Annotated in this window: 19 protein-coding genes; 4 read left to right on the forward strand and 15 right to left on the reverse strand. The window is 66.3% G+C overall.

Annotation, left to right across the window (positions count from 1 at the left end):
• Window positions 1-115: 115 nt before the first annotated feature.
• The 14 genes from KDB67_RS18485 to fabG all read right to left on the reverse strand — a co-directional run bounded on the left by KDB67_RS18485 (window position 116) and on the right by fabG (window position 13,450).
• Window positions 116-304 carry a hypothetical protein gene (locus tag KDB67_RS18485; RefSeq protein ID WP_291018930.1) on the reverse strand — a complete coding sequence of 63 codons (189 nt, stop codon included), beginning with the start codon at window positions 302-304 and terminating at the stop codon, window positions 116-118.
• A complete protein-coding gene (locus tag KDB67_RS18490) occupies window positions 304-1,635 on the reverse strand; it encodes an NAD(P)/FAD-dependent oxidoreductase (protein ID WP_291018933.1) in 1,332 nt (443 codons plus the stop codon). The genes KDB67_RS18485 and KDB67_RS18490 overlap by 1 nt, the downstream gene beginning before the upstream one ends.
• 46 nt (window positions 1,636-1,681) lie before the next feature.
• Entirely contained in the window at window positions 1,682-2,845 is a 1,164-nt protein-coding gene (locus KDB67_RS18495; RefSeq protein ID WP_291018936.1) for an acyl-CoA dehydrogenase family protein, read from the reverse strand.
• A 6-nt stretch (window positions 2,846-2,851) separates the two neighbouring features.
• Window positions 2,852-4,099, reverse strand: a complete 1,248-nt coding sequence (locus KDB67_RS18500) for an enoyl-CoA hydratase-related protein (RefSeq protein ID WP_291018939.1) — start codon at window positions 4,097-4,099, stop codon at window positions 2,852-2,854.
• Complete coding sequence (locus KDB67_RS18505; RefSeq protein ID WP_291018942.1) at window positions 4,099-5,298, reverse strand: acetyl-CoA acetyltransferase; 1,200 nt, start codon at window positions 5,296-5,298, stop codon at window positions 4,099-4,101. The genes KDB67_RS18500 and KDB67_RS18505 overlap by 1 nt, the downstream gene beginning before the upstream one ends.
• The gene (locus KDB67_RS18510) at window positions 5,298-6,686 is read right to left on the reverse strand and encodes an OB-fold domain-containing protein (protein WP_291018944.1); all 1,389 of its coding nucleotides are present in this window, start codon (window positions 6,684-6,686) and stop codon (window positions 5,298-5,300) included. Before KDB67_RS18510 ends, KDB67_RS18505 begins: the two co-directional genes overlap by 1 nt.
• Entirely contained in the window at window positions 6,683-7,894 is a 1,212-nt protein-coding gene (locus KDB67_RS18515; RefSeq protein WP_291018948.1) for an acetyl-CoA C-acetyltransferase, read from the reverse strand. The genes KDB67_RS18510 and KDB67_RS18515 overlap by 4 nt, the downstream gene beginning before the upstream one ends.
• 45 nt (window positions 7,895-7,939) lie before the next feature.
• On the reverse strand, window positions 7,940-8,194 hold the full coding sequence (locus KDB67_RS18520) for a hypothetical protein (RefSeq protein WP_324384858.1): 255 nt from the start codon (window positions 8,192-8,194) through the stop codon (window positions 7,940-7,942).
• Between the two features lie 24 nt (window positions 8,195-8,218).
• A complete protein-coding gene (locus KDB67_RS18525) occupies window positions 8,219-8,761 on the reverse strand; it encodes an aromatic-ring-hydroxylating dioxygenase subunit beta (RefSeq protein WP_291018953.1) in 543 nt (180 codons plus the stop codon).
• Window position 8,762: 1 nt separating this feature from the next.
• Window positions 8,763-9,980 (reverse strand): aromatic ring-hydroxylating dioxygenase subunit alpha, encoded by a 1,218-nt coding sequence (locus KDB67_RS18530; RefSeq protein WP_291019024.1) that lies wholly within the window; start codon window positions 9,978-9,980, stop codon window positions 8,763-8,765.
• Window positions 9,981-10,276: 296 nt separating this feature from the next.
• Window positions 10,277-11,059: an enoyl-CoA hydratase-related protein gene (locus tag KDB67_RS18535; protein ID WP_291018955.1), complete on the reverse strand. Its 783-nt coding sequence runs from the start codon at window positions 11,057-11,059 to the stop codon at window positions 10,277-10,279.
• Complete coding sequence (locus KDB67_RS18540; protein ID WP_291018957.1) at window positions 11,056-11,874, reverse strand: enoyl-CoA hydratase/isomerase family protein; 819 nt, start codon at window positions 11,872-11,874, stop codon at window positions 11,056-11,058. Before KDB67_RS18540 ends, KDB67_RS18535 begins: the two co-directional genes overlap by 4 nt.
• A 38-nt stretch (window positions 11,875-11,912) precedes the next feature.
• Window positions 11,913-12,716, reverse strand: coding sequence for an enoyl-CoA hydratase/isomerase family protein (locus KDB67_RS18545; RefSeq protein WP_291018959.1), 804 nt, complete (start codon window positions 12,714-12,716; stop codon window positions 11,913-11,915).
• Window positions 12,713-13,450: a 3-oxoacyl-ACP reductase FabG gene (gene fabG / locus KDB67_RS18550; RefSeq protein ID WP_291018961.1), complete on the reverse strand. Its 738-nt coding sequence runs from the start codon at window positions 13,448-13,450 to the stop codon at window positions 12,713-12,715. The genes KDB67_RS18545 and fabG overlap by 4 nt, the downstream gene beginning before the upstream one ends.
• Window positions 13,451-13,634: 184 nt before the next feature.
• Here fabG and KDB67_RS18555 point away from each other — a divergent pair, with 184 nt between their 5' ends.
• From KDB67_RS18555 to KDB67_RS18570, 4 genes are all read left to right on the forward strand, one after another.
• Entirely contained in the window at window positions 13,635-14,438 is an 804-nt protein-coding gene (locus KDB67_RS18555) for an SDR family oxidoreductase (protein WP_291018964.1), read from the forward strand.
• Entirely contained in the window at window positions 14,435-15,040 is a 606-nt protein-coding gene (locus KDB67_RS18560) for a TetR/AcrR family transcriptional regulator (RefSeq protein WP_291018967.1), read from the forward strand. The genes KDB67_RS18555 and KDB67_RS18560 overlap by 4 nt, the downstream gene beginning before the upstream one ends.
• A gap of 86 nt (window positions 15,041-15,126) precedes the next feature.
• Window positions 15,127-16,278, forward strand: coding sequence for an acetyl-CoA C-acetyltransferase (locus tag KDB67_RS18565; RefSeq protein ID WP_291018969.1), 1,152 nt, complete (start codon window positions 15,127-15,129; stop codon window positions 16,276-16,278).
• 4 nt (window positions 16,279-16,282) lie between these two features.
• Window positions 16,283-17,431 (forward strand): acyl-CoA dehydrogenase family protein, encoded by a 1,149-nt coding sequence (locus tag KDB67_RS18570; RefSeq protein ID WP_291018971.1) that lies wholly within the window; start codon window positions 16,283-16,285, stop codon window positions 17,429-17,431.
• Window positions 17,432-17,512: 81 nt separating this feature from the next.
• Here the strand turns inward: KDB67_RS18570 and KDB67_RS18575 are convergent, their stop codons facing one another.
• Window positions 17,513-18,376, reverse strand: a complete 864-nt coding sequence (locus tag KDB67_RS18575) for an SDR family oxidoreductase (RefSeq protein WP_291018973.1) — start codon at window positions 18,374-18,376, stop codon at window positions 17,513-17,515.
• Window positions 18,377-18,382 lie beyond the last annotated feature (6 nt).

An 18,382-nucleotide genomic window follows, 5' to 3' on the forward strand; every position in this document is an offset into this window, starting at 1 on the left:
AAACCCCGCCCACCCGAACGGACCTCGGGAACATCGGCATGCCAAACACTGCTAAACACACTGTGCAACACGCAAATTCGCAGTCAGATCCGATACGCCACCGCTACTCGCGGATCTAGGTCAGATCCGGTCCCGGTGGCGGCCAGAAGCCGGCGAAGATCGCGAATCCGAGCAGTCCGAAGAAGGCGTAGCAGCCGACCATAAGCAACGCGATGCGGATGAGCCGGTAGTCCAGACGAATGCGATCGGCATCGGGTCCCGGTCCGGGAATCTGAACGCCTTGTCGCGGTGCGGTGAGTGTCATCACGACTCCCGGGGGAACTCCGCGATGATTTCGCCGACGACGAGCTGGGCGGTTTCGGCGCACGCCGTGGTGCCGCCGTTGGCGTATTCCTTCACAGCGTCACCGACATTCCACAAACCCTTGATGTCAGTGGTGTGCGGGAGGTCGAATCCGGCGACGGCACGCTGCGGCGGCCATCCGTCCCGGGTGATGACGGTGCTCAGGATTCGTGCCTTCTCGTCGAATCCGGGGATCGTGTCGCGCAGATCGGCACGCAGCAGCTCGATTTCGGCGGCCTCGTCGAAATCGCCGATTGCCGGTTCAGGCACCGAGGTCCCCACATACAGGTGCCAGCCTGCCGGCGCCATCTCGGGGCAGGAGTCGGTGAAATTGGCGATGTACGCCAGGCGGCGGCTGCTGGAGAAGCTGAGCATGCCGGGGGCTTCGATCAACGGCTCCTGGCTCGCGAAATTGATCGTGAGCATCGCACACGGACGGTTGCGCTGATTGACCAGCTTCACATAGTCGTCGTCGAACGCGTCCTCGCCGGCGAGTCCGATGGTCGCGAACGGGCCGACGTCACTGACGACGATCGGGGCGGTGACCGTCCGCTCCTGGCCGTCACGGCTCAGCGTCACTCCAATGACCGCTCCGTCGTCGACGTTGATACTGGTCACCTCGGTGGACAGCTCGAGCACACCGCCATGTCCGATGAATGCCTCCGCCAACGCTTTCCACACACCGATCGTTCCCTCGGGATGAAAACCGAACCGCTTGAACGCGCTCTTGCGGGTGAAATAGGTGAGGAAGACTCGCGCGGGCAGTTCCTCGGAACTGACGGCGAACACAGACGCGCACATATTGCGGAAGATGCCGTGCACACCGTCATTCTTGGTGTATTTGCGCACCCAATCGGCGGTGGACAGTTCGTCCTCCGGAAGTCCCGAATCGCTTCGGGCCGCGCCGATTCCCTTGGCGAGCTTGGCGCCCTGGCGGGTCAGTTTGCCCAGCAGCAGGCCCCACCCGCCGCGGGTGACGTCGACGTCCTTGCCTGCGACCCGATACAGGATGGGTGGTTGCGGTTCGCGGATGTCGAACTTGGCGCCGACCTCTGCGAAGGTCTGTTCGGTGATTCCGCCGACCTCAATGACGATCGCGCCGTCATTGACCTTGAAGCCGTCGACCTCGGTGGTCGAGGCACGCCCGCCCACCTTGTCCAGGCGTTCGACCACGAGAGTGCGATATCCCTGGTGCGCGAGTCGGGCCGCGGTGAACAGGCCACCGGCCCCGGCGCCGATGACGACCACGTCGTAGTCGTCGCCGGCCGTCGCGGATGATTCCTCTACAGTCATTGTTCTTGTCCTTCCATGTCTTTCGTGTCTCCTGCGCGAAGCAGATTCAGTAGGAACGCGGCAGACCCAGCGAGGTCTGCGCGACGAAGTTGAGGACCATCTCGCGACTGACCGGCGCGGTCCGCATCAGCCGGGTGACGAACCACAGCTCGGACAGTCCGTATTCATGCGACAGCCCATTGCCGCCGTGCACCTGAATCGCCTGATCGAGTGCTTTCAGCGCGGCCTCGGACGCGGCGTACTTCGCGATATTGGCCGCCTCCCCCACGCCCGCCGAGTCGCTGTCGGACAGTTCCGCCGACAATCGGGTCGCCAACCGGGCGACCTCGACATTGATGTGGCATTCGGCGAGCGGATGCGACACACCCTGGTGCTGGCCGATGGGCGTGGACCAGACCTTGCGATTGCGCGCATAGTCGGTGGCCTTGGCCACCGCGTACCGTCCGATACCCCCGCACAGCGCGCCGACCAGAATCCGTTCCGGGTTGAGGCCGCTGAACACCTGACGCAGACCGTTACCGGTCTCCCCCACCAGGGCCTCGGGTCCGACACGCACCTCGTCGAGGAACACCGTGAACTGCTTGTCTGGCGAGACGATCGAGGTGGGAATCTGCTGGATCGTCAGGCCCGGACTGTCGGTGGGAACCACGAAGATGGACAGCTTCTTCTTCTCTTCGGTCGACAGATCGCCGTCGCGGGCGATGAGCAGCACCGCATCGGCCTGATCGATCGCCGAGATGTAGTACTTCTGGCCGGAAATCACCCATCCGTCACCATCGCGACGTGCGGTGGTCTTCACGTTGTGGCTGTTGGAACCGGCGTCGGGCTCGGTCAGCCCGAACGCCATCTTGCGGGTGCCGTCGGCCAGCGACGGCAGCCATTCCCGTTTCATCGCGTCACTGCCGTGCGCGGCGATGATCGACCCACAGATCGCCGGGGAGATGACCCAGATCAGCAGCGGCATACCTTCGGCCGCAAGCTCTTCCACGATGACGACGGCCTCGGCCATACCTCCGCCGCCGCCACCGTATTCTTCGGGGAGGTGCACACCGAGCAGGCCCGCATCACCGAGATCGCGCCACAGCTCGGCGATATCGCCACCCGAGCGACCGCGTTCCAGAAAGTACTGCGCCCCATACTTCTTCGCGATGGCGCGGGTGCTCTCCCGGATCGCCCGGTGCTCGTCGTTATCGTGTATCAAACCGGCCACGTGCGGTTACCTGCCTTCAAAAGTCGGTGGCTTCTTGCTGATGAATGCCTCGATCGCCTGCTGCGCGTCGCGGGTCTTCCCGGACACCGCCAAACCGTCGGTTTCAGCTCGCAATTGCTCGGACAAGGTGTTACTCACACTCTCGCGCAGCAGTTTTCGTTGCAGCGCAAAGCCGCGAGTCGGACCGGCCGCCAGTTTCCGCGCCTTCGACAATGCGTACTCGCGCACCGTGTCGGCGTCGACGACCTCGGCGACCAGCCCCCACTGTTCGGCCAGCTCCGCATCGACCCGAAGATTCTCGAGGTACATGCGCCGTGCGCGGACCGGGCCGATCAGCCGCGGCAACGACCACGTGCCACCGCCGTCGCCGGACAGGCCGATGGCACTGAACGCGGTACAGAAGACAGTGCCCGCGGCGGCCACCGTGATGTCGGCCGCGTAGACGAATCCCAAACCGCCACCGGCCACCGATCCGTGCGCGGCCGTCACGATGGGCACGTCGAGGCGATCGAGGATGCGGAAACACTCGTGGAACGGCTCGGTCATCTTCGAGGTGAGGGCACCGATGGTACCGGGCAGCGCCGACGTGAAGTAGTCGATGTCGCCACCCACCGACAGCGCCTGGCCATTGCCCGCGATCAGCACGGCACGCACTCGTGGATCGGCCTCGATCGCACGCGCCACAGCCAGGGTCTCCTCCGCCATCCGGAGGTTGATCGCGTTGCGATGTTCGGGACGATTGATGATCACCTGGGCCACACCGTGTTCCACCGAATACTCGATCGTCTCGAGTTCGGTGATCGTCGGCATCGAGTACCCGGGGAAGGTGGTGACCTCGCCGCCGTCGAACGCGTCGCACCAGATCGCGGTGTCGGTCAATTGCCGTAGCCGGGTGATCTTTCCGGATTCGGCGAACGTCAGGATGTGAATGAACTCCGCGTTCAGTTCGCGTCCGGTCGGGCGACAGATTCCGCGATAGGTGCCGCACACCTGCAATCTGTTGTCCGGCAGGAGATCGAAGCTCTCCGGTTCCGCGCGGGCCCGGAAGGTACGGCCCAGCCGCCACCAGAAGTTGCCGATCATGTCGTCGGGACCGTGATAGGTGCCGCCGAGCCCGAGGGGCAGTCCGGGTGCGGTCCGGCCGACGAACTCCGTGTCGAGCAGGTCGCGGACCCGATCTGCGTCACCGCCGGCCAGCGCGGTGTACAGCGTCTGCGCCACCGAAACCTGTTGTGGCGCCACATCCCCGGCCATCAGCGGCCACCCGAGAGTTCGGAACCCACCAGCGCCACGAACGACACACAGGCTCCGGGCCTGCCACCAAGGTTGTGGGTCAATGCGATTCGTGGCTCGTCGAGTTGCCGGGGGCCCGCCTCGCCGCGCAGTTGCAGCCATGCCTCATACAGCATCCGCAGGCCGCTGGCACCGACCGGATGACCGAATGATTTCAGTCCGCCGTCGACGTTGACCGGTAGCCGCCCGTCTGCGTCGAATGCGCCCGACAGCGACTCCTTCCACGCCTGCCCGCGGTCACAGAATCCCAGATCCTCCATGAGGACGAGTTCGGTGGGTGTGAAGCAGTCGTGCACCTCGGCCAGCGAGATCTCCTGTTGCGGGTCGGTGATCCCGGCCTGCGCGTACGCGTCCTGCGCCGATCGCACCACCTCCGGGAAGGTGGTGAAGTCGTAGCCGGGATCGACCGATCCCCGCGCCGGACCCGCCGCCAGCGCAAGCGCTTTGACGAAGATGGGCCGGTCGGTGTACTCGTAGGCGTCCTCGGCACGCACGATGAGCGCGCATGCGGCGCCGTCGGACACGCCTGAGCAGTCGAACACGCCAAGTCGTCCGGCCACCTTCGGCGCGGAGTCGATCTTCTGTTTGGAGACCTCGGAACGGAACTGTGCCTTGGGGTTGCGGGCACCGTTGACGTGGTTCTTCCAAGCGACGTGGGTCATCGCCTCCCGCATCTGTCCGGCGTCCACGCCGTATTTGGCGCAGTAGGCCGGATCGAGCAGTGAGAACGCGGCGGGCGCGGTGACCGACAGTTCCGGCGCGGTCCCGTCTCCGGGCGGATCACCGCGCAGCAGACCGGAGAAGCCCGAATCCTTGAGCTTTTCCACACCGACCGCCATCACCCTGTCGTAGGCGCCGCAGGCGACGGCGTAGCAGGCGTTGCGGAAGGATTCCGATCCGGTGGCGCAGTAGTTCTCCACGCGGGTGACCGGCTTGTAGTCGGTGCCCAGCGCCCGCGACAGGACCAGTCCGGACTGCGCTGAGGCGAGGGTACCCAGCCAGAAGGCATCGATGTCGTCGCGCGCGAGCCGGGCCTGGCCGAGTGCTTCGTCGACGGCGGTGATGATCATGTCTTCCTGGGATTGATCCCAGAGTTCCCCGAATCGGGTGCAACCCATCGCGACGATGGCGACCTTGTCGGCGATTCCCTTGCTGCCCATCAGTTCTCCTCACCGGACGCGCGGGCGACCGCCGGTACTTGACGTGCTTTCCAGAAGTAGTTGTGCACGCCCCCGGCCGTGAACAGCCGGCGGAACACCATCGTGACCTCGCCACCGACGCCCAGCGTGTCGGGAACGGCGTCGGCGACCTCGAAAGTGGCCCGACCACCGCCGTCGAAATCGACGACGACGTCCACGACCGGCGGCGACGGCGAATACGCGAGCCGGTCGACGGTGAACGTGGCGATCCGGCCGCCGCTGTCGCGAACCGATACCGGTTCACTCTGATCGACCGCGCCGCATGCCCGGCATACCCGCATGGGCGGAAGGTGCACGAATCCACATGCGGTGCAGCGGCTTCCGTTCAGACCGAACTTCCAGGAGGCGGCCCGGGCCGACGGTGGCCCGGCGGGGCGGTCCGGTTCGGGGCGGCGCGGCGGTTCCATGTCCAGCAGTCCGCGCCACGACAGGTAGGTGGGATAGGCCACCACTCGCCCGTCGGCCGCAGCTGCCGCGGCCACCGGATCGGGCTGGCGCCGGGACCCCAGTGCCCCGGTGGTACGCAACACCAGCGCGTCGACGCCGTCTGCCGCCGAGATCAGCAGGATCGTCTCATCGGGACCGGCCAGGTCGAGTACTGCTGCCAGACCCAGCAGCGGGTCGGCCGCGCCGGCGAACCCCACCGGCGATCCACCCGTGGAGTGGACGCCCTTGACCAGGGTCGACGCGCGTTTGGCGACGGCGCTGTTGGGGCTGGTCAGCACCACGTGATCGGCCTGCGCCACGCCCGCGTCGTCGAGTGCGGCGGTGGCCGCCTCCCGGATGAGTGGGGCGTACTGCTCGTACCCGAACCGCTCCTCCCAACTCGACGCCGACACTTCGGTGGGCAGGCGCCATCTGTCGAGGAACTCCTCGGTCAACGACACCGTCGCCAGCACATCGGCGATCGCGGGACGCTGCGGTGTCGGCGTGCCGATGAGCACAGCAGCGGCGGCGTCGCACCCCGTGCGTTCGTCCGCCGATCCCGGGCGGCCGGTGCGTACGTCGGCCGCGACGATCAGGGAACCCCGACCGGCTACGGCCGCCCGGACTGCCGCGAGCGTCGACCGGGCCGTCCCGATCGCGTCGGATGCGGGCACCCGGCGGTCCAGGCCGAGCGCCGCATGCACCGTCGTCGCGTTGGTCTTGTCCAGGTAGGAAGGTGAACTTGTCACGAGCACAAGCGATTCCGCCGAATCAGGGCAGCCGGTCGATCGTGCGGCGGCCACCGACATCGTGATCGCGTCCTCGTCGAACGAGGCGACGATACGCCCGGCCTTGCCCCTGCTTGCCGGATCAACCCGCCAGAACGGCAGGTAGGTGGCGTACGCGAGAACCGAATTGGTCATGCCGACGCCCCCCGGAAGAGGGCGGCGATACCCTGGCCGCCGCCGATACACATCGTCTCCAGTGCGAGTCCGCCTCCGCGGCGGTCGAGTTCACGCAGCATCGTCGCCAGGATCCGGCCGCCGGTGGCGCCGATGGGATGCCCGAGGGAGATCCCGGAGCCGTTGACATTGAGCCGGTCGGCCACCTCGCCGGAGGGCAGACCCCATTCGCGTAGCACCGCGAGCACCTGCACCGCGAATGCCTCGTTGATCTCGATCAGCGCCAGGTCGTCGAATCCGACGCCGGTGCGGCCGAACAGTTTGTTCACCGCGCCGACCGGGCCGATGCCCATCGTCGCGGGCTCGCAGCCCACCGCTGCCCACCCCTCGAACCAGGCCAGCGGTGTCAGCCCGAGCCGGTCGAGCTGGTCCTCGGCCACCACCAGACATGCGGCGGCGGCATCGTTCTGCTGCGCGGAATTGCCCGCGGTCACGGTTCCGCCGGGCATGATGGGACGCAGTGTGGCCAGCGTCTGCTCGGTGGTCTCCGGGCGGATTCCCTCGTCGCGGTCGAGAACGACCGGATCGCCGCGGCGCACCGGAACCTCCACGGGAACGATCTCGTCGGCGAACTTTCCGGATTCGGTTGCCGCCGCGGCATTCTGCTGACTGCGGGCGGCGAAACTGTCCGCCTCTTCCCTCCCGATACCGTATTTCTCGGCCAGATTCTCGGCGGTCTCGATCATTCCGCTGATCTTGCCGAAACGCCATTCCGGCTGGGAACGTTCGCGTCCCCGGTCGAGGCGGTCATAGAGCAGTTGATTACCCGACCGTGAGCCCCACCGCGCCGTTGTGGTGTAGTGCTCGATGTTGCTCATCGATTCGACACCACCGGCGACGACGACGTCGGCGACACCGGTCTGCACCATCATGGCCGCGGTCGCCACCGCCTGTAGACCACCGCCGCAGCGCCGGTCGGTCTGCGATCCGGGAACCTCGATCGGCAGGCCCGCCTCCAGCGCCGCCCACCGGCCGATGCACGGCGCCTCGGAGTTGGCGTAGGACTGGGCGAACACCACTTCCTCGATGACCGCCGGATCGATCGCGGTCCGATCGATCAGCGCGGTCAGGACCTTCGCGGCCAGATCCACGGCCGGCAACGGTCGCAGTGTCTTGCCGAAGGCTCCGACAGCGGAACGCACCGGTTCCACTATCGCCACTCGTCTCACAGATTTTCTCCTCTTACACAAGCAGTTTCGGTTACCGGCCGACTGTCAGCGTTGCCCCGACGGGCCTTCCTTCCACCTGTCGGCGGAAGGATCGAGCAACTGGGTCAGGTGTCCCTCGGGCAGCCAGATGAGGGTTTCGAGCTCGAGCGCGTCGAGGTAGCGCACGCGTCCGGTGCGCAGGTCCTTGAGCCGTAGGCGCGGCGAATTGCCCTCATTGTCAACATCCACGGTCACCTCGGCGAATTCGCTGCCCACCACCGGTCCGATGTCCGGAATGTCAAAGGGGCCACGGTCACCCATCTCGATCGACATCTCAACTCCGCATCAGATGAGGAAGGCCAGTGTGGGCAGCGGCTTGTCGTTGTCGACCAGAACGACCTTCTTGTAGGCCAGTTTGATCTCGCCGTCGATCTTGCGGAGCCGGTAGGTTGTCCTGCCGCCCCAGAGCTGATTGCCCCGCGCCTTCGACTCGAAGGCCAGGAAGTTGGCGCCGACCTCGATATCGACTGTGCCACAGTCATTCTCGCGGCCGCCGAGCAATTCGATGTTGCTGATCAGGCGCCGCAGGTCCGACGGAGGTGCCTGTGCGTAGCGGCGACCCGTCCTGACCTGCTTGAGGCGGGTGCGGATGCGGTTGCGGTTGTCATAGATCACCGAGACCGTGCGCATCGGGTCGATGTCGGCTCCGCCGGCCGGTACCCAGTACAGCGCGTCGTCGGTCCAGAGCTCTTCCCAGTTGTCGTAGTCGTTCTCGTCCGCGAACCGGGCCTCCTTGTACAGGAACTGGCAGACCTCGTCGTAGGTCCACCCCGATGGCACCGGGCCGAGTTGATCGGCCGCGTTCGGGGTCGATGTCGATGCCGTCATCTCAGGCCTCCATCAAAGTGCGGTAATGCTTCCAGAAGCCGCGCATACCGGTCTCGTCGGTGGCGCCGCCGATACGGAAACCGTTGTCGTCGATGTCTTCCCGGATCAGGCCGCGTCGTACGTCGAGCCACTCGGGGTCGAGCATGCTCACCCCGACCTGGTTGCGCTCGTACATTTCGGTGTCGTCGGCCAGCAACATGCCGGCCGGTCCGACAGAACCGATCGACTGCTGGATGAACCGGCGATTGAGTTCTTCGGCGCCGTCGAGCTGGACCGCGGTCGCGTACGACACGCATTCACCGACCGCCACCGGCTGGATGTTGAACACCTGGATCTCGGCGATGAAGAGATTAGGGAAGATCATCACGTGCGGTGCACCTTCGATCATGCGCCGCCGGGCATCGTCGCCGTAGGCCGCCTGCATCGCCGCGGCGTACTTGGGGACCCGTTCGGGGGTGGTGGCGAACCAGCGCATCGGTTCGTCGAACTTGCGGAATTCGGGCCGCAGATCGTTCTCGCTGTGGCCGCCACCGAGCTCCCGGGTCACCGCCGTGGAGGAATCGCCGTACAGCGGGCCGATGGTGCTCCCGGTGACAGTGAAGATCGAACCGTGCACGAACTGCGGGTGGTAGCCGTCGGTCTCGTTCTCGGCCAGGAATTTCCAGTTCGACCGGGTGCGGTGGCCGAGCCACCCGACGTCGAGGGTGATGCTCTCGGTGGGCGAGAGCCCGGCGAGCCGGTCGATCTCGCCGGCCGCCGCGCCGAGGTGCTCCTCCAGCGAGGGTCCGTCATGAGCCATCGACCCGAAGACGAATCCCCGGTACGAGGCGACCCGCGGAACGCGGCCCATGCTCAGGTCCAGTTCCTTGGACCCGCCGTACCCCTTGGCGAAGGGATACCCGATCAGCTTGCCGTCGTTGCGGAACGTCCAGCCGTGATAGGGGCACCGGAACGCGCGTGAGTTGCCCTTGTCCGCATCGCACACCTGCAGCCCGCGGTGCGCGCACCGGTTGATCAGCAGGTGCACCTCGCCGCTCTTGTCCCGGGTCATCACCACGTCCTGGGTGGCCAGCTTCTTGCGGACGTAGTCGAACGGCTGCGGCACCTCGCTCTCGTGCCCGACGAATACCCAGGTTGTGAACCAGATCTTGCGCAGTTCCTCAGCGAAGATCTGCGGGTCGGTGTACAGCGAACCATGGACCTGGTCCGGCCTGATCAGATTGCTCACGATGCTCTTCGCTTCGCGCTGCGGATGCTCAAGTCCGGCGCCGGGGCCGACGACAGAGGTCATGACCACTCCCTTCTAATGATCGATCCGTACCGATGCTTACCGTACCGATGCTTAATCTGTATTAAACACTATTTCTAACGCATATTCGAGACTATCGCGGGGTGAGCTCGCGCAGGTGAGCCGAGCTGATCTGATCGCGCACCGCGAACTTGCGGACCTTGCCGGTCGGCGTGGCGGGGAAGGCGTCGGCCACGAACCATCGGGCGGGGCACCGGTGCCAGTGGTCAGCTCGGCTGTTGCCCGAACCGGGGTTGACGGCGTTCGGCGAATGCGGCGACACCTTCGGCGAAATCATCACTGGCGAACAGCTGAATCTGTTGAGCCAGCTCGCGATCCAGGATTTCCGGAACCGTACCGACAGGCTCGGCGAGCATCGCCTTGATCGCCCCGTAGGCGCGCAGAGGTCCGCCGGCGAGGATTGCCGCGTCATCGAGCGCCTTGGCCAGGACTTCTCCGTCGGGCACCACCTCGTCGGCCATACCCAGCTGCAGTGCTTCGGCGGCCGCGACGACCCGGGGAAGCAGCAGGAGCTGTTTGGCGCGGGCCGGACCGACGCGGGCGGGCAGGCTGGCGAAGATGCCCATGTCACCGGCCAGCCCCACCCCGGTGAAGGCCATCGACATCCGCACCGTGTCGCCGATGATGACCCGGTCACAGGCCAGGGCCAGCGACACCCCGGCACCGTAGGCGGCGCCCTCCACCGCCGCGATCACCGGTTTCGGTGTCCCCCAGATGGCGCGAATCACCCGCTGGGCGGCCTCGGTGCGTGGGCGGGCTTCCTCTGGTGTCACCCGCTTCATCGTCGAGATGTCTCCACCCGAGCAGAACATCTTGCCCGCACCGGTGATGACGATCGACCGGATCGCATCGTCGGCCGCGGCCGCTTCGAGGATCTCGGCGAGCTCGACACGCAGTCGCAGGTCGATGGCGTTTCGCCGTTCGGGCCGGTTGAGCGTCACCAGTTCGACCGCGCCGCGGCGTTCGGTGTGCACCGTCGCGGCGGTCATGATCCTACGAACTTCGGTGCGCGCTTTTCGATGACTGCGGCCAGCCCTTCGAGCGAATCGGCCGTGCCCGACAGCGCGGACACGACGCGCGCCTCCTCACCCAGCCGCGCTTCCACCGACGACCCGATACCGTCCCAGACGAGCCGTTTGGTCGCGGCGACCGCGAGCGGTGCCATGGCAGCCAGTTGCCGCGCCAGTTCGGACACCCGATCGGTCAGCGCGTCGTCGTCGACGACCTCGGTGACCAGGCCGATGTCCTTGGCGTCCTGGGCCGTCAGCGTCGGATTGGTCAGCAGGATCTCCAGCGCCTTACGCAATCCGACCAGCTGGGTCAGCGTGACGGTGGTGCCGCCATCCGGTGCCATACCGACGCGCACCGCACCCGAGAAGAGCTTGGTCGAGCGAGCGGCCACCACGATGTCGGAGGCGCACACCAGCCCCAGGCCGCCGCCGCCGGCGGCGAAGCCATGGATGCCGGTGACCACCGGCGCCTTGAGCCGCAGCAGCGAGGCCGTGGCGATCTGCAGCCACGCGGTGGCCTCCCGCAGATAGTCCGGGAGCTGCTCGCCTTTCGAGGCGAAGGTCTTCACGTCGCCGCCGGCGCAGAAGATCTTGCCCTCGCCGGTCAGCACGACGACCCGCACCGACGGATCTCCGTGACAGGTGAGTACGGCGTCGTTGAGCGCGCGCAGCAACTCGACGTCGAGACCGTTGGCCGCGGCCGGGCGATTCAGACGTATCCAGCCGATACCGTCGGCGATATCGAGCAAAACGGGAGGTGCGCCGTCCGCACCTGCTTCCGAGGCCTCACTCATGGGCTGCTCCTGATTCTTCAAGTGATTGTGGGGTTGGATCACCGGTTGCCGGCAGTCGCGCGCGACCCGAACGCACTCACGCCATCGGCCCCGGCGTCGCCGCCGATATGGGCCACCACGGCGTCGAGTTCGGCGGCCAGTCCGGTGTCGAGATCTGTGGTCATCGCGTGTTGGACAAGTCGTTTGATGCCGATGACGGCATCCCGCTTGCGGCCGGCCAGTGTCCGGATGAAGGCGGTGGTCTCGTCCTCGAAGGTCTCGGCCGGCCAGGATGCGTAGGCGAGGCCCTGTTCGACTGCTTCGGCGCCGGAGAGCCGGACCCCCGACAGCAGCAGTCCCAGCGCACGCTGGCGGCCGACGATCCGGGGCAGCCGCTGGGTGCTTCCGCCACCGGGGAGCTGCCCGAAGCGGATGTGATTGTCGGCGATCCTCGCGTCGTCACGAACGAGAACGATGTCGGCGGCCTGCATGAATTCGAACCCGCCCGCCATCGCGACGCCCTCGACCACCGCGACCACCGGCACCGGACTGTCGGCGACCGCCGCGCAAGCACGTGAGAAGTTGACGAACAGCTCCCGCAGCCCGTCCGCACCGACGGCACGCAAGCGTTCAACTTCCGCGAAATCACCTCCGGCACAGAAGTTTCCACCCGATCCGCGAACCACGACGACGTTGACGTCCGAACGTGCCGACGAGTCGGCGATGGCGGCCCGCAATTGTTCGCCGAGTTCTACGGTGATCGCGTTCATCTGTTCCGGGCGATTGAGCGTGACGGTGGCGATCGCGTCGGCGACCACCACCTCGACAACCCGGTTCCGGTCTCCGGTGACGTCGGTACTCACATTCCCCGCCCGCCGCTGACCTCGGTCACGGTTCCGGTGACATAACTGGCCAGATCCGATGCCAGGAAGGTGACCACGCCGGCGACCTCACGCGGCTCGCCGGCGCGGCGCATCGGGATGGTGGCCTCGGTCGCGGCGAATGCCTCCGCGCTCATGGCCGCGGTCATCGGGGTCTTGATGAGGCCCGGCGCGACGGCGTTCACCCGCACGCCGTGGTGGGCCAGTTCCTTGGCGGCCGCCTTGGTCAGGCCCACGATCCCGGCTTTGGCCGCGCTGTAGTTGGTCTGCCCCGGATTGCCGATCTTTCCCGACATCGACGACAGATTGATGATGCTGCCGCCCTTGCCGCGCATGATCGCCGCGGCCTCCCGGACACCGAGCCAGCTGCCCCGCAGGTGCACGTCGATGACGAGTTGGAAGTCGGCAAGTGTCATATTGCGCAGCGACGCGTCCCGGGTGACCCCGGCGTTGTTGACCCAGATATCGAGTCCGCCCCACGCCTGCACGACGGCGCTCGCGGCGGCGCGCATATCGTCTTCGGAGGTCACGTCGGCGCCGATGCCGATCGCGTCCGGTCCGAGCTGTGCGGCCGCTTCGGCGGCGCGCCGCGCGTCGAGGTCGATGAGGGCGACCTTGGCTCCGTGCGCGGCCAGCTCGGTGGCGATGGCCAACCCGATACCCTGGGCCGCACCGGTCACCACCGCCCTCTTGTCCGCCAGTAGTTCACCCATCAAATCACCTTCCGCACAATATATTCAGCGCAGCCACACGCGGTGGCCGATCGTTCGTGGCGGCGATCGCCGCTCCCGAGCCGACCGCCGCCGGGCCGTGCGCCTATCACCACCGGTACTGGACGCATTACAAAATTGAAGCTAGATTAAGTCACTGATCAAGTCAATGAAGGCGAATTGGTGGAATATGGATCTGGGATTGGACAACGCGAGGGTTGTCATCACCGGCGGCGCTTCCAACATCGGTCGCGGCATCGTCCACGGCTACGCCGCCGAGCACTCGCGCATCCTGCTCTGCGACATCGATGAGCAGCAGGCCCGCCGCGTCGAACGCGAGGCGCTCGAGAAGGGCGCGGCCCAGGTTCTGGTCGTCGTCGCCGATCTGACCGAACCCGGTGCGGGCGAGCACGTCATCGCCGAGGCCGTCCGGGCCTGGGGCGGCGTGGACGTCCTGGTCAACAACGCGGGCTGGAGTATCGGCGAGTTCGTCGCACGCGATCACGATCGGGACCGCTGGCACAAGCTGGTCGACATCAACCTGTTCGCGACGATCGAGGCCACCCAGGCGGCGATCGCCGCGATGCGCGCCGACGATACGGCCGGCGGCTCGATCGTGACCGTGGCCAGCGAGGCCGCTTTCGGCCAGATCCGCCAAGGCGTCTACGGTGCGACCAAAGCCGCCCAGGTCGCACTGGCGCGCACCGTCGCCCGCGAACACGGCCGGCACGGCATCCGCTCCAATGTCGTCTGCCCCGGTCTGGTGATCCCCGACGGACCGGAGGCCGTCGGGGAGAAGAGCCTGTGGGCGGGCGGCACCGACGCCGTCTTCAACGACAACCAGATCGGCTACCTTCTCAAAGACACTCCGTTGCAACGGCTGACACTCGCCGACGACATCGCCAACGCGACCCTGTGGCTCAGTTCGGATATCGCTGCCCGGCAGGTGACTGGACAGCTGATCTCGGTCAGCGGAGGCTATACGATGCCATGACCGCCGATTCGCATCGCGCCGGCAACATGGGTAGCGGCCTCGACACCAGGGACCGGCTCCTTCGCTGCACGGCGACGATTCTCGCCTCGAAGGGGTACGGGCAGACCCGTCTGCGAGACATCGCAGCCCTGGCCGGCGTCCGCAGTCCGGCCATCTACTACCACTTCGCCTCACGCGACGAGCTCGTGGCCGCGACGCTCTGCGTGGGCCAGCAGCGGCTCCGGCAGCGGGTGCAGGCGGCCATCCACGCAACCGGCGGACCGTGGCACAAGCAACTGGCCGCCGCGGTGACCGCACACCTGGACGTCCAATTGGAGATGGCCGATTTCGCCCGGGCGGTGAGCCGCAACGCCGGCCACGGACCCGCCGTCGCACAGGAACGGATCCAGGCAGAGAACGACGCGTACCACGACGTGTGGCGCGCGCTTCTGCAACGTGGTCGCGAGTCGGGCGACATCCGTGACGATCTCGATCTGTCCGTCGCCCGGATGCTCGTGATCGGCGCACTGAACTGGGCCGTCGAATGGTGGACACCCGACAGACCGTTCGACGAACTCGCGGCCACCTCGATCGCTGTCATCACCGCTGCCCTGAGCGCCTGACCCACGCCGGGCCCCACAGCGAAACCCATACCACTAGTTTTGAGTCTATGTTAAATTCAACTGGACATCATCCATAAGGAGGATCAATGCCTGAGGCATATATCGTCGACGCGGCACGTACGGCCGTCGGCAGGCGCGGAGGTGGCTTCGCCGATTCGCATCCGGCCGACATGGCCGCGCACGTCATCAAGACCGTCACCGGCAGGCACGACTTCGACCCTGCCGACATCGACGACGTCATCCTCGGCTGCCTGGACAACATCGGTTCACAGGCCGGAGACATCGCCCGCACGTCCGCTCTGGCGGCGGGACTGCCCGAAAGCGTGCCGGGCGTGACCATCGACCGGCAGTGCGGATCGGCACAGCAGGCGGTGTCGTTCGCCGCGCAGGCCGTGATGAGCGGCACCTCCGACATCATCGTGGCCGGTGGCGTGCAGAAGATGAGTCAGTATCCGATCCTGTCGGCGTTCGGCGCCGGTGAGCCGTTCGGTTCGGCCGACCCCTGGACCGGCTGCAAAGGCTGGTTCGAACGCTACGGCGACCAGGAGATCTCGCAGTTCCGCGGTGCCGAGATGATCGCCGACCAGTGGGGCCTCTCGCGCGAGGACAACGAGCGCTTCGCCCTCGAAAGCCACCGGCGCGCACTGCATGCGATCGACAACGGATACTTCGAAAAGGAGATCACCGAGTTCGAGGGCATCACCACCGACGAAGGGCCGCGCCGCGACACCTCAGCCGAAAGGCTCGCCGGCCTGAAGACGCTGATCCCCGACGGTGTGCTGACCGCTGGTGTGGCCAGCCAGATCTCCGACGGCGCGGCCGCGCTGCTGGTCGTCTCCGAGGCCGCCGTCGAGCGCTACGGATTCACTCCCCGTGCGCGCGTGCACCACATCTCCGCCCGCGGTGCCGATCCCGTCATGATGCTGTCGGCACCGATTCCCGCGACCCAGCACGCGCTCAAGCGCGCCGGACTGTCGATCGAGGATATCGACACCGTCGAGATCAACGAGGCATTCGCACCGGTTGCACTCGCCTGGATCGCCGAGATCGGCGCGGACCCGGCGAAGGTCAATCCGAACGGCGGCGCTATCGCCCTGGGCCATCCCATCGGCTGCACCGGCGCCCGGCTGATGACCTCGATGCTGCACGAACTCGAGCGCACCGGCGGCCGGTACGGACTGCAGACCATGTGCGAGGGCGGCGGTCAGGCGAACGTCACCATCATCGAAAGGCTGTGACCCCATGGAGCGTTCACTGTACGAGGCCGACCATGAGGCCTACCGGGAGACAGTTCGCGAGTTCCTGGCGCGGGAGGTCGAACCCCACAAGGACAAGTGGGACGACGAGAAGTGGATCGACCGCGAGGTATTCGCCCGGGCCGCCAAGACCGGTATCTACGCGCTACAGGTTCCCGAGCAGTACGGCGGTTCGGGCGAATCCGACTACCGGTACCGAATGGTGGTGTGCGAGGAGATCGCACGGATCAACGCGTTGTCGTTCGGGCTGACGATCAGTCTGCAGGACGACCTGGTCCTGCACTATCTCCTCGATCTCCCGAACGACGATCAGAAGCAGCGCTGGCTGCCGGGATTCGCCGCGGGCGAGACCATCGGCGCACTGGCGATGACCGAACCGGGCACCGGCAGCGACCTGCGTGGTATCCGCACCAGTGCGCGCCGCGACGGCGACCACTGGATTCTGAACGGGCAGAAGACATTCATCTCCAGCGGCATCATGGCCGATCTGGTGGTGGTCGCGGCCTGTACCGACCCCGATGCCGGTTCGCGTGGCCTGAGCCTGTTCGTGGTGGAACGTGACACCCCCGGGTTCGTGCGCGGCCGTCAGCTCGACAAGATCGGACTACCCGCGCAGGACACCGCGGAACTGTTCTTCGATGACGCCCGGATTCCCGCGGCGAATCTGCTCGGCGAGGAAGGCCGCGGACTGCAGTATCTGATGGGTCATCTGCCACGCGAACGGCTCGGGGTGTCCGCCAAGGCGATGGCGACCACGCGCGCCATCTACGAACTGACCGTGGAGTACTGCAAGGACCGCAAGGCCTACGGCAAACCGATCATCGATCTGCAGCACACCCGGTTCGAACTGGCCGAGATGTCCACCGAAATCGACATCGCGACAGCATATGTCGACGCAAGTGTGCTCGCCTACAACGCGGGCAATCTCTCCCCCGTCGACGCCGCCAAGGGCAAGTGGTACATCAGCGAGCTACAGAAACGGGTCATCGACCGTTGTCTGCAACTGCACGGTGGTTACGGATATATGCGTGAATACGCCGTCGGCAAGGCGTATATCGACACCCGTATCCAGACCATTTACGGCGGAACCACCGAGGTGATGAAGGAGATCATCGGGCGCGATATCGCCCGTTGACGAATACCGGACAATGTGGCGACGCCGGTCGCAAAAGGGGCCGGGACGGCATTGCCGTCCCGGCCCCTTTTGGCGCTTGCTTCAGCCGACCGGATTGACGCCGGCCACCGCGCCGGTCATGTCGGTGATCTCGGCCCAGCGTTCGGCCACCACCTCCGGGGCGGGCGGTTCGGCGAATGTGACTCCGGCATTGGCGAATTGCTGCACCCGCTGCACCTGACCACCGCCGACGACGAACACCGAACCGGTGTCGGTCAGCTCCTCGGTCAGCAATTGCGTCACGACGGGGGCGACGAACGCAGGCGGCAACTTGGCCAGCAATTCCTCGGGTGCCACATCCTCGGTCATGCGGGTGGCCGCGATCGGCGCGACCGCATTGGCCCTGATGTCGTGTTTCGCGCCCTCGATGGCCAGGGTGTTGATGAGCCCGACCAGGCCGAGTTTGGCAGCGCCGTAGTTGGCCTGCCCGAAGTTGCCGTACAGGCCGGTCGTCGACGTCGCCACGACGATCCGCCCGAACTGCTGCTCACGAAAGTGCGGCCACAGTGCCCGGGTGATGTGATAGCCGCCGTACAGGTGCACCTGGAGCACCGCGTCCCACTGCTCGTCGGTCATCTTCGCGAAGGTGGTGTCGCGCAGGATGCCGGCGTTGCTCACCACACCGTGGACCGCTCCGAAGGCGTCCAGCGCGGTGCTCACGATCGATGCCGCGCCCTCTGCGGTGGCGACGGAGTCGTAGTTGGCCACGGCCTGCCCGCCCGCCTCGATGATCTCGGCAACCACACCGTCGGCGGCGGCCGAACCCGATCCCGAACCGTCCCTGGCCCCACCGAGGTCGTTGACCACCACGCGCGCGCCCCGCGATGCCAGCAACTTCGCGTATTCGCGTCCCAGACCGCCACCGGCCCCGGTCACGATGACCACCCGCTGATCCACACCAGCCACGATTGC

This window comes from Gordonia sp. (in: high G+C Gram-positive bacteria) (genome assembly GCF_020438995.1).
Lineage (GTDB): Bacteria > Actinomycetota > Actinomycetes > Mycobacteriales > Mycobacteriaceae > Gordonia.